The following is a 12,418-nucleotide window of genomic DNA, read 5'->3' as shown; positions in this document are numbered from 1 at the left end:
GATCTGCGCGGGCGCCTGCCAACTATCGGCGCGGCCGCGGGGCTCATCAAGGTCCAGGGTCGTCAGCCGCGCGCGTCGATCCAGGGCGGCAGGACGAAGCGGTCGGTGTTGAACGGCTCCGGCGCGATCAGGGCGAGCGGCTTGCGGTAGTCCTGGATCTGGAAGAACAGGTGCGGGAGGCCCAACGAAGGGTCCTGGGAGACCACGGGGTAGGGCGCGGCGGCCTGCCATTGCTCGTCGTAGCGGATCGTGCCGGAAACGCTTCGGTAGATCACCGATTTCAGCGCCTTCGCCACCTTCCGGTTCTGCTCGAAGCCGCCGGGCCCGGCCGAGCCGCCGGCGAGCGAGGCGGCGAGGACGTAGTGGTGCAGCGCGCTGTAGGACTGGCAGCCGATGTGCGGCGTCGAGCCCTCGCCGAAGCGGGCCACGTAGCGCGAAGCGAAGCTCTTGCCCATCTCGTCGCGCAGCAGGCCGATGACCGTGCTCGTCAGCACGCCGACGCCTTTGCCCTGCGCGATGTCCGAGAACGACTGGTGCATGGCGCCGTACTGGAGATAGACGAGGCTGTCGGTCGGGCGCTCCATGAACTGCAGCTGAAAGCTCGCAAGATCGCCCGAATAGAAATGGGTGTTGGCGATCACCGCGGGCTCCGTCGCGCGGATCGCGTCGAGCGCCTCGCGCCATTCGGAGGTCGGCGTCTGCACGATCTCGGGACCGAAGCACACGCGCCAGCCGAACTTGGCGGCGGACGACGCCATCGCCTGAGCGATGACGATGCTGTAGGGCTTCGAGCCGGACACGATGGCGATGCGGTTCGACGACGGCTTCCACTGGCCGGTGTCCCGCAGCCACGAGATGAACTTCAGGAAGCCCGGCCCGTACCAGTAGTCGGCGGGGTCGGTCATGAAGCAGCCGAAGTAGCGATCGGGATCGCTCATCACCGTGTCGTGGTGCTGCAGCAGCGTGTTGGCGTGGATGTAGATCACGCCGGCCTCCGCCACCGGTTCGTACTCGGAGTTCTGCGGGCCGATGTTGTAGCCGTTGACGATGGCGTGGACCTTGTGCGTCCCGATCAGCGTGCGGGCCGCCGCGACCACGTCTTCGGCGCCCTGGCGGCCGGTGTCGGCGAAGATCGGCCTGATCGGGCGGCCCAGGAGGCCGCCACGGGCGTTCACCTCCTCGGCCGCCAGGATGACGCCCTTGCGAAACTCGGCGCCGTCGGCCGCGGACGGGCCGGTCAGAGGCACCATGCTGCCAATGGGGATGAAGGCGTCGACCACGGCGTTCGTCCTTCCGGCGTTTCGGTTCAGGCGGGGTCTCGTTCGAACAGCAGGTGGTGCATCATCACCCTGAGCCGGGGCGGGCTGACGGGCTTCACCATCAAGGGCACGCCCGCGGCGCGGACCCGCTCGACGACGCCGGGCTCCGCGTCGGCGGTGATGATGCAGGCGGGGATCTCCGCTCCCGACACGGCCCGGACGTGGGCGATCACGTCGAGGCCGGTGCTCATGCGGATGCTGTAGTCGGCGATGATCAGCCGCGGCCGGAACCCGCCGGCGACGATCGCCGCGGCCTCCTCGGCCCCCGCCGCGGAGCGCCGATCGACGCCCCAACGGTCGAGCAGTTGGCCCATGGCCTCCCGGAGCGCGTCGTCGTCTTCGACGAGCAGGATGGGCGCGCCGACGAACTCTCCGGCGACCGCCTCGTTCACCTCGGTCTCCACGACCTCGCTGTGCCAGACGTTGCCGAGCGGCACGAACACCGAGAAGCGCGACCCGACGCCCGGCGCGGACTGCAGCTGGATCCGATGGCCGAGCAGGTCCGACAGGCGCTTGACGATGTTGAGGCCGAGGCCGAGGCCGGTCTTCTCGAGCCGTCGATCGTCCGCCGCGCGATAGAACTCGTCGAAGATCCTCTCCTGATCCTCGGCCGCGACGCCCCGCCCGGTGTCGACGACGTCGATGCGGAGCCCGTCGCCGCGTCGCCGGCAGCCGACCAGCACGCCGCCGACGTCGGTGAAGCGGAGCGCGTTGGCGACGATGTTGCTGAGGATCCGTTCGAGCAGCGCGCGGTCGCTGGACACCGCGGCGCGGGCGCCGACGATCCGCAGGCTCAAGCCCTTGTCCGTGGCCTGATGGCGGAACTGGATCTCGAGACGCTCGAACAGCGTCGACAGCTGGAACGTCGCGACCCGTGGCTTGATCCGGCCGGCGTCGAGCTGTCCGATCTGCAGCAGCGCGCCGAGCAGATCCTCCATCACGGACGCCGACACGTCCATGCCGTGCAGCAGTTCGCGCCGGCGCGCCTCGTCTGTCTCGCGCACGCAGTTGAAGATCATGATCTTCAACGCCGCGAGGGGTTGCCTGAGGTCGTGGTTGGCGGCCCGCAGAAAGCGCGACTTCGCCTCGTCGATGGCCTCGGCTTTCTCCTTGGCGGCCAGCAGCGTCGCTTCCCGGCGCTCCGCGGCCGTCACGTCCGAGAGCATGGTGATGGCGCCGCCGCCGTCGACGGGGGCGACCGACATCCGGACAACGCGTCCGTCCGCCGATTTGTAGTCGGCTTCGCTTTCGTCTCCGAAGGCCGCGGCCTGGTCCGCGATCCACATCTCCGGAGGATCTGGCAGCCGCCACTCCCGAGAGGCCACGACGGCTGTCAGGAAGCGCGCGTAGAGCAGGCCGACAGGAAGCGCGAAGTCGAAGCTCCGGCGGAATGCGCGGTTCGCGAAGAGCAGTGCGCCCGTCTCATCCCAGACCGCGGCCCCGTTCGGCAAAGCGTCGAAACCGGCGAACACGCGACCGGCGTTCGCCTCCGACGCGGAGTCTCCGTCAGCCACGGCCGGCGTTGGCGCCGCCGAACAGGCTCATGGCGTAGTGCAGGGCCGCGGATCTGTCGGGGAGGTTTAGCTTCTTCATGGCGTTGCGCAGGTGGACGCGAACGGTCTGCTCCGCGACGCCGCAGGCTTCCGCGATCTTCCGCACCGAGGCGCCGCGTCCCAGCAGCTCCATCACCTCGCGCTCCCGGTCTGTCAGCGCCGGCGCGTCCGGCGCCGGCTCGGGCGTCGGGGCGGCCGGCGTTCCGGGGGCGGACCGCTCGATGATGCGGCGAGGGAATGACACCTCGCCGGCGAGGACGCGCTCCAGCGCGCGCTCCACTTCGGGCGCGCCCGCCGACTTCGGGATGTAGCCGATGACGCCGTGTTCGACCGAGCGCATGACGTGCTCGACGTCCTCGTGCACCGAGACGACCACGAGCGGGACGGTCGGGAACTCCTTGCGCAGCCGCCGCAGCCCCGCGAAGGCCTCGAACCCCGGCATCACCAGATCGACCAGCATGAGATCGACGTCGGGATGGCGCGCCAGCGTCTCCGCGGCCTCGGCGAAGCTCTCCGCTTCGTAGATCTCGATCGTCTGCTCCAGCCGCTGCATCACCTGTTTGAGCGACTGCCGGACCATCCAGTGGTCGTCGGCGATGACGACCTTCAGCCGCGCTCCCGCAGGCGCGTCGCGCGAGGCGTCGGGGCGCGGCGCGCGGTCGGCGTCCTCCGCGCGGCCGCGGCGCCTCGGCTTGGGAGCGATGCTCTCGAAGGAGTTCAGCATGGGTTCCGATCTAAACGAATTGGCTAGCTTACTCAATAGCCACTTTGGAGAGGCGTCTGCCTCATACATAGGCGGATCGAAGGCCAAATGCAGAAGATCGCGAAGCGGATACCAAAAGAAAATTCGTTTCGTGGGACGAAATGCAGTTGACACTCCAAAAGCCCGCCGCCTAGCCTCTAGCCCAGAGAGCTAGACGTAATGCGTAGTGATCTCGCGATCGTTTAACGCGACCCTGGGGGCGGCACGATGAAAGACATCACGCGGCGGACACTTGTGAAGGCGACGGCGGCGGGCGGCGCCGCGGCGGCGCTCTCGACCCCCTTCATCTCGCGGGCCTGGGCGGCGGAGCCCATCCTGCTCGGCGTTCCGACGTCGCAGACCGCGGCCGCAGGCGTCGCCGACGACCTCGACCACCTCAACGGCACGACCCTCGCCATGGAGGAGATCAACGCCGCCGGCGGCATCCTCGGCCGGCCGCTGAAGCTCTACGTCACCGACGTCGACAAGCTCTCGCCCGAAAGCTGCCAGCAGGCGATCGCCGCCTGCGTCGACGCCAAGGTGCACGCGATCTCGAACGCCTTCGTGTTCGTGCCGATCCCTGCGATGGACGCCTCCGCCAAGTACAAGTGCCCCTATCTCGAGGGCAACACCCAGCGCGCTGCGACCGAGGCGGTGAAGAAGAACCCCGAGAAGTACAGCCACGTCTTCCAAACCGACCCGTCGGAAGTGCACTACGGCTACACCTACCCGATCTGGCTGAAGGCGATGGAGAGCTCCGGCGCCTGGAAGCCGAAGAACCGCAAGGTGCACATCGTCCAGGAGCAGGTCGCCTACTGCCAGACGATCTCGCGCGCGGCCCAGGAGGCGCTGAAGAAGAGCGACTTCGAGGTGGCCAAGATCACCGACATCCAGTTCCCGGTGCAGGACTGGGGTCCGGTGATCCAGGAGCTGAAGGAGGTCGACGCCGGCGCGATCATGATCGACCACTGGGTCGCCGCTGAATACGCCGCCTTCTGCAAGCAGTTCCAGGCCGATCCGGTGCCGAACTCGCTGGTCTATCTCCAGTACGGCCCGTCGCAGCCCGAGTTCCTGACGCTCGCGGGCGAGGCGGCCAACGGCTTCTGCTGGTCGACGGTGCTCGGCGTCTACGCCGACGAGAAGGGCAACGCCTTCCGCGCCAAGTACAAGAAGCGTTTCCCCGGCATCATGGGCCTCGTCTACACCGGCAACGGCTACGACATCGCCTACTACCTGAAGGCCGCGTGGGAGGCCGTAGGAGACCCCTCGAAGTTCAAGGAGGTCTGTGACTGGATCCGCACCAACCCCTACCGGGGGGTCTGCGGATACATGAACATGAACAACGAATATCAGGAGTCCGGGCACTTCCCCGACAACGGGTTCGCGGTCACGGCGACCGAGCTCGAGAAGGGCATGAGCCAGCTCTACGTCCAGGTCCAGGACGTCGAGCACAAGATCATCTATCCCTACGAGATCAAGGAATCCGCGCTCAAGCCCGCGCCGTGGTGGAGCTGATGGCGGCGCCTGCGAGGGCGGCGCGCGTTTCGGACGCGCCGCTCTTCGCGTGCGAGGACATCAAGCTCGATCTCGGCGGCCGCTCGATCCTGCACGGGATCAGCCTGGACGTCCGGCCCGGCGAAGTGCTCGGGATCATCGGCCCGAACGGCGCCGGCAAGACCAGCCTGTTCGAGGTGCTGTCTGGCCGCATGCGGCCGAAGAGCGGGCGGGTGACCTTCAAGGGCGAGGACATCACCCGGCTGCCGCTGCACGCGCGGGCGCGCCTCGGCGTCGGGCGCACCTACCAGACCCCCGTGGTGCCCGATGAACTGACGGTCGGCCAGACCTTCAAGGCCGCCCGTCAGGCCTACCGCCCCTACCTGACGCGGCTCGACGCGGAGTATGGCGCGGAGCTCGTGCATCTGCACGTCGACCACGACGACGCGACCGCGCAGCTCGAGACCATGAACCGGAGGAAGCTGCTGCTGGCCTGCCTGCTCATGCGGCGTCCGGCGATCCTGCTGATGGACGAGCCCGCGGCCGGCCTCATCAACTCGGAGGTCGACGAGATCGACCACCTCATCCGCATGCTCTCGAAGGAGATGAACGTGGCGATCGTCATCGTGGAGCATCGGATCGAGCTGCTGGAGACCATCGCCGACCGGGTGATGGTGATGGACGCAGGGTCCGTCATCGCCTCCGGATCGCTCGCCGACATCCTGACGGACCCCAAGGTCCACGCCGCCTACTTCGAGGGACCCGGCGAAGGGGACGGCGCGTGAGCGCCCCCGTCGCGGCGCAGCCCGCCGCCCCCGCGGAGCGGCGCGAGATCCTGAAGGTGAAGGGCCTGTCCGCCGGCTACGGTCCGATGCGGGTCATCCACGACCTCGACCTGTCGGTCTATTCCGGCGAGCGCGTCGGCATCGTCGGCCTGAACGGCCACGGCAAGTCGACCCTGTTCTATGCCATCGCCGGCCTCACGGGCTGGCAGCGCGGCTCGATCCTGCTGAACGGCGTCGAGGTCGGGCGCACGCGCAGCCAGGGCCCGGGCCGCTACACCCACCTCGTGGTCCGCCAGGGCCTCGCGCTCATCCCGCAGGGCGACGAGATCTTCCACGGGCTCACCGTCGAGGAGCACCTCGACTCCGGCGCCTTCACGCCCCGCGCCTGGAAGGAGCGCAAGGAGCGCAAGGAGAAGATCCTCAAGATCTTCCCGCCGCTGGTGAAGCTGCTGAAGACCCCTGTCGGCCGCTTGTCCGGCGGCGAGCGGCGCATGGTCTCGATCGGCCGCGGGCTGATGGCGGACGCCTCGCTGTTCCTCGTCGACGAGCCCTCGCTCGGCCTCGCGCCCAAGATCGGCAAGGGCGTGATGGAGGCGCTGTTCGATGTCGAGCTCGGCCAGTCCGCGATGATCATCGCCGAGCAGAACGTCGCGCTGCTCGAGGGCCGCGTCGACCGCGTCATCGGCATGCATGTCGGCAAGCTCAAGGGCGAGGCCTCGGCGTCGCTGTCCTTCCAGACCCGCCGGGAGCTCTGATCCCATGGACGTCGGCTTCATCCTGACCAACGCGATCGTGCTCGCCTGCATCTACGGCACGCTCGCGATCGGGCTCTCCATTACCTGGTCGAGCGTCGGCCTGATCAACCTCGGCTACGGCTTCATCTTCGCGCTGTCGGGCTACGGCGCCTGGCTCGCCTCGCAGTACATTTCGACCAACGGCGTGGTGGTGCTCACCGCGGGCGTGCTCACGGGCGCCCTCGGCGGGCTGCTGGTCTGCGCGCTCGCCTTCATCCCGATCCACGACAAGCCGAATTTCACCGTCCGCGGCCTGATCGCGACGCTCGCCATCAGCCTCATCGGTACGCAGGCGCTGCTCTACGTCTTCGGCCCGCGGTCCAAGAATCTGCCGGACATCTTCGGCTTCTGGAAGATCAACCTCGCGGGGATCGTCCTGACGTCCGACAAGATCGGCAACGTCGTCGTCTCCATCGTGGTGGTGACCGCGGTGCTGCTCTGGATGCGGTCGAGCCGGCGGGGGCTCGAGATCCGGGCGATGATGATGAACCCGCACGCCGCCTCGATCGTCGGCATCGGGGTGCGCAAGACCGGCTTCTACGTGATGGCGATCACCGGCGGGCTCGCGGGCCTCGCGGCGGTGCTGCTGTCGCAGACCTACTACATCTCGCCCTTCGGCGGCCTCGCGCCGATGATCAAGGGCGTCAGCATCGCGCTCTGCGGCGGGCTCGGCAGCGTCCGGGGCGCGGTGATCGCGGCGATCATCCTCGGCCTCAACGAGGCGCTCACCGCCCGCCTGCTCGGCGGCCAGTACGTGCTGATCACCCAGTTCATCCTGATCATCCTGATCCTGCTCGTCCGTCCCCGCGGCATCGCGGGTATCCTCGACCGCGCTCGGGAAGCTTGAGCATGACCGGCCACATCTGGCGCAATCCGCTTTACTTCTGGGGCGTCGAAGGCGCGGAGAAGGAGGTCCCCTCCATCCCGCACAAAAGCCCGCAGGACGTGTGGGACGAGACCACCACGTCCAAGGCGCCGATGCTGCCGGTCGGGCGGCTGCGCTACTACTACAAGTGGCCGGGCCACGGCGGCCTGACCTGGCCGCGCTTCCGCTACTGGGGGACGCGCCGGCGGGCGCTGAACATCCGCAGCGTCTACAATCCGAAGACGATGCGTCTCGAGAAGACCATCGTCGACAAGCGGCCGATCTGGTGGGTGCTGGGCCTGCTGGCCTTCATGCTGGCGCCGCTGGTGATGCCGACGTCGTTCCAGAACACGCTGCTGACGGCCGGCGCGACCTTCTCGATCTACGCCGCGATCAACCTTTGCTGGATGCTGATCATCGGCACCGCGGGCATCTATTCGCTGGCGAGCTACGCCGTGGTGGGGGCCGCGGCGTTCGGGACCTCGTGGCTGTCGATCAACCTCGGGCTGCCCTGGTGGGCGCTGCCGCTGGTCGGCGCCGGCATCGGCCTGGTGTTCGGCATGATCATCGCCGTGCCCGCGATCCGGCTCGACGGGTTCTACTACGCGCTGCTGACCATCGGCCTGAACGAGCTCTGCCGCGTCTACACGCTGCAGTCGAAGCAGTTCGGGTCGTCGACCGGCGGTCTCTACGGCGCCGACACCTACATCCCGCAGGGGTGGGACCAGTACGACCAGTCGCTGCTCGCCTACTACGCCTGCTTCGGCGTGATGCTGGCGGGGCTTGCGCTCTACCGCTTCATCGACGGCCGCAGGCTCGGCCGCATCCTGAAGATGGCGCCCGAGAAGCGCGAGGCCTTCGCGGAGGCGACCGGCGTCGACTTCCGGCGCGCCCGCATCTGGGTGTTCGTGATCTCGTCGATCGGGCTCGGCTTCATCGGCGGCTTCTACGCCGCGCACTACCGCGGCGTGTCGTTCTCGATCTTCAGCTTCGACACGGTGCTGCTCGGGCTCGCCATGCTGGTCATCGGCGGCATCGGCCGGGCCGAGGGCGCGGTGGTCGGCACCGCGATCGTGATCCTGCTCGACAAGGTGCTGCTCTCCACCGGTCCGCTCCGGCTGATCCTCATCGGCCTGATCATGCTCGGGGTGGTGCTGTTCCTGAAGGGCGGGCTGTTCGGCATCAAGGCTCAGTTCCGGGCCTGGCGCGACAAGAAGAAGAGCGAACGCCGGTCCATGCGGGCCGAGAAAGGAGGCGAGATGTTGCCTGAGGAAGCCACCGAGACCAAGGACAAGGACCTGCTGTACTGGCGCCGCTACGACAAGATGCAGCGCGAGTTCCTGAAGACGGTGATCTCGCCGGAGCTGATCGAGGAGCACCGCAAGAAGCCGCTCGGCCAGCACAGCGAGCCGCTGGAGCGCCTTCTGCTCTACTTCCGCCGCGCTCCGCAGAACGACAAATACGCGATCGTGGCCGTCGAGCCGTTCAAGGCCTACCGCATCGTCGCCCTCTCGGGGCAGCGCGGCGTCGCTCCGCGCATCGTCGAGGACAAGATCTACACGTCGACGGACGAGGCCTATCACGGCGTCTTCCTCCGCCGCGTCCAGGATCTCCTCGAGTCCTGAGATCTCCTCGAGTCCTGATCATCGCCGCCGACGGCGCTCGGCGATCGCGTTTCGGAGCATGATATGGCCCAGGTGAAACTGTTCGGCTACGCCGACAAGATCTCGGTGAAGCCGGGCGAGACCGTCGACATCCACGTCTCGGCCGACGGCGTGGAGACGGCGGACGCCAAGCTCGTGCGCCTGATCCACGGCGACGAGCATCCGGACGGACCGGGCTTCATCGAGGAGGAGGTGGCCTGCGAGGCGGATGGTCCCTGGGCCGTGCGGAAGCAGTACACCCAGGTCGGCTCCTACCTGAAGGTGGACGATCCGACCAACGTGCTCGCGCTCGACGGGCCGATCACGCTGTTCGCCTTCATCTTTCCCGGCATCCCGGACGCGGGCCTGCGGCAGTGCCTGCTGGCGCGCTGGAACAACGACCGCAACTTCGGCTACTCGCTCGGCATCAACCAGCGCGGCCATCTGGAATTCTGGGTGGGGCAGGGGAGCGAGGTCGACTACATCCAGGCGGAGGCCCCGCTGCTGGTGAAGATGTGGTACTTCGTCGCCGTCAGCTACGATCCGAAGACCGGCCGGACGGAGATCTATCAGGAAAGCGTCGCCAACCGGTACAACAGCCTGCTCGGCAAGGTCTGCCCGATCGAGTACCGCAGCCACGTCACCGAGACCTTCCGTTTCCGGCCGAAACATCTCGCCGAAACGCCGTTCCTGATCGCCGGTTCGCAGGACTTCCACGAGACCCGCGGCGCCTTCGTCTCCGAGACCTACTGCGGCAAGATCGACCGTCCCGGCGTCTACGGCCGCGCCCTGACCCGCGCCGAGCTGGACGAGATCCGCGACGGCAAGCCGCCGAAGCCGGACGGCCTCGTCGCCTATTGGGACACGACCGCGGGCTACACCGACCAGGGGATCGGCGACGTCGTGATCGACGCCGGCCCGCACAGGCTGAACGCGCTCGGCTTCAACCGCCCAGTGCGCGCCCAGACCGGCTGGAACTGGAACGGCCGCAACGACTGCTTCCGTCTGGCCCCCGAGGAGTACGGCGGGGTCGAGTTCCACTACGACCAGGTGGTGGACTCGAACTGGGAGAAGACGCGCACCATCCGCCTGCCGGACGATCTCAAGAGCGGTTGCTACGCGATCCGCCTGAGGGCGGGGCCGGGCACGGGCCTCGCGGAAGAGTACGTCGTGTTCTTCGTCCGGCCGAAGACGCCGAAGGGCAAGGTCGCGCTGCTGTTCCCGACCGCGACCTATCTCGCCTACGCCAACGAGCATCTGAGCTTCGACGCCCAGATCATTCAGCCGATGACGGGGCAGCCGCCGATCGTCACCGAAATCGACATCGAGATGTACAAGAACTGGGAGTTCGGCTTCTCGACCTACGACAGCTGGGCCGACGGCAACGGCGTCTGCTACACCTCCTACCGCCGTCCGATCCTGAACATGCGGCCCAAGGCGCGCATGTCGAGCATGGGCGTCACCTGGGCGTTTCCCGCAGACCTGTCGATCCTCGCCTGGCTGGAGACCAAGGGCTACGACTACGACGTCGTCACCGACGAGGACCTGCACCGCGAGGGTCTGGCCGCGATCGAGCCCTACGCCTGCGTGCTGACCGGCTCGCACCCCGAATACACCTCCGAGCCCATGCTGGACGCGATGGAGGACTACGTCGCCGGCGGCGGGCGCTTCATCTACATGGGCGGCAACGGCTTCTATTGGAACGTGGCGTTCCGGAATGAGGAGCCGTGGGTGATGGAGGTGCGCAAGCTCGACTCTGGCATGCGCGCCTGGCAGGCGCGGCCGGGCGAGCACTATCTCGCGACCACCGGCCAGAAGAGCGGCCTCTGGAAGAACCTCGGCCGTCCGCCGCAGAAGACCTTCGGCGTCGGCTTCATCGGCGAAGGCTTCGAGACCAGCCGGCCGTTCCGCCGGATGCCGGACAGCTACCACCGCACGGTCGACTGGATGTTCAACGGCATCGAGGGCGAGATCATCGGCGACTTCGGCCTCGCCTACGGCGGCGCAGCAGGCCTTGAGCTCGACCGCTACGACCTCACTCTCGGCACGCCGCCGCACGCCAAGATCATCGCCTCCTCGGGCGGCCACAGCGACAACTACATGCTGTCGATCGAGGAGATCCTCTATCCCTACCCGGGCCTCGCCGGCTCGCAGGACTACCGGCTGCGCGCCGACCTCGTGTATTTCCCGACGCCCAACAACGGCGCCGTGTTCAGCACCGGCTCGATCGCCTTCTGCCAGGCGCTGCCGATCAACGGCTTCGACAACAACATCTCGAAGCTGCTGGGCAATCTGGTCGACGCCTTCATCAAGCCGGGACTGCTGCCGGGATCGTTCTGGGTGAACGAGGAGAAACAGTGGAAGTGAGGGCGGGCGCCGCGGAGCGGATGCGATCGCACGATCGGCTCAGGCTCCCTGCTTTTTCGCGTCAGGTGAACGCGACAGGCGTCCACGCTCCGCGGTCGCCCCGGGCGTGTCCCGGGGCCCATAAGCCCGCCGTTCGAGATTGTCCTGCGCCGGCGGCGTTATGGATTCCGGGACTTCGCCCGGAATGACGGCGGGGGGCATCGCGTCAACGCAGAACGCCGGCGTCGTTCTGCGTCCCCGGTTCAGACCTTAAAACTCGACCCCCGCCTGCGCTTTCACGCCATCCCGGAAGGGGTGCTTGATCTGGGTCATCTCGGTGACGAGGTCGGCGATCTCGATCATCTCGTCCTTGGCGTTGCGGCCGGTGACCACCACATGGCAGCCCTCGGGCCGCGCGGCGATGGCGGCGAGCACCTCCCTCAAGTCGAGGTAGTCGTAGCGCAGCACGATGTTGAGCTCGTCGAGGATGACCATCTTGATCGACGGGTCTTCGATGAAGCGCTTCGACATCTCCCACGCCTCCTGCGCGGCGCGGATGTCACGCTCCCGGTCCTGCGTTTCCCAGGTGAAGCCTTCGCCCATGGCGTGGACCTCGACCTGATCCGGGAACTTGCGCAGCAGGTCGCGCTCCCCGCTCTCCCACGGGCCCTTGATGAACTGCACCACGCCGACCTTCTGGCCGTGGGCGATGGCGCGCATCGCCATGCCGAAGGCGGCGGTGGACTTGCCCTTGCCCTTGCCGGTGTGGACGATCAGCAGCCCTTTTTCGACCTGCCGCTCGGAGACGATCTTGTCCTGATGCTCCTTGCGCTTCTTCATCTTCTCGGCGTGGCGGGCGAGATCTTCGGTCATCGGG

10 protein-coding genes are annotated in these 12,418 nt (G+C 67.4%); 6 read left to right on the top strand and 4 right to left on the bottom strand.

Translation table 11 applies throughout. The features are described 5' to 3' along the window. Nucleotides 1–62: 62 nt before the first annotated feature. The 3 genes from JOD31_RS02140 to JOD31_RS02130 are packed head-to-tail and all read right to left on the bottom strand — an operon-like array spanning nucleotide 63 to nucleotide 3,596. Nucleotides 63–1,280 carry an ABC transporter substrate-binding protein gene (locus JOD31_RS02140; protein ID WP_204948665.1) on the bottom strand — a complete coding sequence of 406 codons (1,218 nt, stop codon included), beginning with the start codon at nucleotides 1,278–1,280 and terminating at the stop codon, nucleotides 63–65. 26 nt (nucleotides 1,281–1,306) lie between these two features. Continuing rightward, the gene (locus JOD31_RS02135) at nucleotides 1,307–2,833 is read right to left on the bottom strand and encodes an ATP-binding response regulator (RefSeq protein ID WP_204948664.1); all 1,527 of its coding nucleotides are present in this window, start codon (nucleotides 2,831–2,833) and stop codon (nucleotides 1,307–1,309) included. After that, nucleotides 2,826–3,596 carry a response regulator transcription factor gene (locus JOD31_RS02130; RefSeq protein WP_204948663.1) on the bottom strand — a complete coding sequence of 257 codons (771 nt, stop codon included), beginning with the start codon at nucleotides 3,594–3,596 and terminating at the stop codon, nucleotides 2,826–2,828. The genes JOD31_RS02135 and JOD31_RS02130 overlap by 8 nt, the downstream gene beginning before the upstream one ends. 246 nt (nucleotides 3,597–3,842) lie before the next feature. Between JOD31_RS02130 and JOD31_RS02125 the strand changes: the two genes are divergently transcribed. From JOD31_RS02125 to JOD31_RS02100, 6 genes are all read left to right on the top strand, one after another. Beyond that, complete coding sequence (locus tag JOD31_RS02125; protein WP_204948662.1) at nucleotides 3,843–5,129, top strand: ABC transporter substrate-binding protein; 1,287 nt, start codon at nucleotides 3,843–3,845, stop codon at nucleotides 5,127–5,129. Next, complete coding sequence (locus JOD31_RS02120) at nucleotides 5,129–5,893, top strand: ABC transporter ATP-binding protein (RefSeq protein WP_210341289.1); 765 nt, start codon at nucleotides 5,129–5,131, stop codon at nucleotides 5,891–5,893. The genes JOD31_RS02125 and JOD31_RS02120 overlap by 1 nt, the downstream gene beginning before the upstream one ends. Next, nucleotides 5,890–6,648: an ABC transporter ATP-binding protein gene (locus tag JOD31_RS02115; protein WP_204948660.1), complete on the top strand. Its 759-nt coding sequence runs from the start codon at nucleotides 5,890–5,892 to the stop codon at nucleotides 6,646–6,648. Before JOD31_RS02120 ends, JOD31_RS02115 begins: the two co-directional genes overlap by 4 nt. Before the next feature lie 4 nt (nucleotides 6,649–6,652). Further along, nucleotides 6,653–7,534: a branched-chain amino acid ABC transporter permease gene (locus JOD31_RS02110; RefSeq protein WP_204948659.1), complete on the top strand. Its 882-nt coding sequence runs from the start codon at nucleotides 6,653–6,655 to the stop codon at nucleotides 7,532–7,534. Nucleotides 7,535–7,536: 2 nt separating this feature from the next. Then, the gene (locus tag JOD31_RS02105) at nucleotides 7,537–9,177 is read left to right on the top strand and encodes a branched-chain amino acid ABC transporter permease (RefSeq protein WP_204948658.1); all 1,641 of its coding nucleotides are present in this window, start codon (nucleotides 7,537–7,539) and stop codon (nucleotides 9,175–9,177) included. Nucleotides 9,178–9,240: 63 nt separating this feature from the next. Then, nucleotides 9,241–11,562 (top strand): N,N-dimethylformamidase beta subunit family domain-containing protein, encoded by a 2,322-nt coding sequence (locus JOD31_RS02100; protein WP_204948657.1) that lies wholly within the window; start codon nucleotides 9,241–9,243, stop codon nucleotides 11,560–11,562. A 249-nt stretch (nucleotides 11,563–11,811) separates the two neighbouring features. Here JOD31_RS02100 and cobO read toward each other — a convergent pair whose 3' ends face one another. Continuing rightward, a complete protein-coding gene (gene cobO, locus JOD31_RS02095; RefSeq protein WP_204948656.1) occupies nucleotides 11,812–12,414 on the bottom strand; it encodes a cob(I)yrinic acid a,c-diamide adenosyltransferase in 603 nt (200 codons plus the stop codon). Between the last annotated feature and the right edge of the window lie 4 nt (nucleotides 12,415–12,418).

The organism is Methylopila capsulata (assembly GCF_016907975.1).
Taxonomy (GTDB): Bacteria; Pseudomonadota; Alphaproteobacteria; order Rhizobiales; family Methylopilaceae; genus Methylopila; species Methylopila capsulata.
This window is presented reverse-complemented; position numbering and strand designations above follow the sequence as displayed.

Coding starts and splice junctions, on each gene's coding strand:
- JOD31_RS02130 (WP_204948663.1), bottom strand. CDS start 3,596: ATGCTGAACTCCTTCGAGAGCATCGCTCCCAAGCCGAGGCGCCGCGGC.
- JOD31_RS02125 (WP_204948662.1), top strand. CDS start 3,843: ATGAAAGACATCACGCGGCGGACACTTGTGAAGGCGACGGCGGCGGGC.
- JOD31_RS02120 (WP_210341289.1), top strand. CDS start 5,129: ATGGCGGCGCCTGCGAGGGCGGCGCGCGTTTCGGACGCGCCGCTCTTC.
- JOD31_RS02110 (WP_204948659.1), top strand. CDS start 6,653: ATGGACGTCGGCTTCATCCTGACCAACGCGATCGTGCTCGCCTGCATC.
- JOD31_RS02105 (WP_204948658.1), top strand. CDS start 7,537: ATGACCGGCCACATCTGGCGCAATCCGCTTTACTTCTGGGGCGTCGAA.
- JOD31_RS02100 (WP_204948657.1), top strand. CDS start 9,241: ATGGCCCAGGTGAAACTGTTCGGCTACGCCGACAAGATCTCGGTGAAG.
- cobO (WP_204948656.1), bottom strand. CDS start 12,414: ATGACCGAAGATCTCGCCCGCCACGCCGAGAAGATGAAGAAGCGCAAG.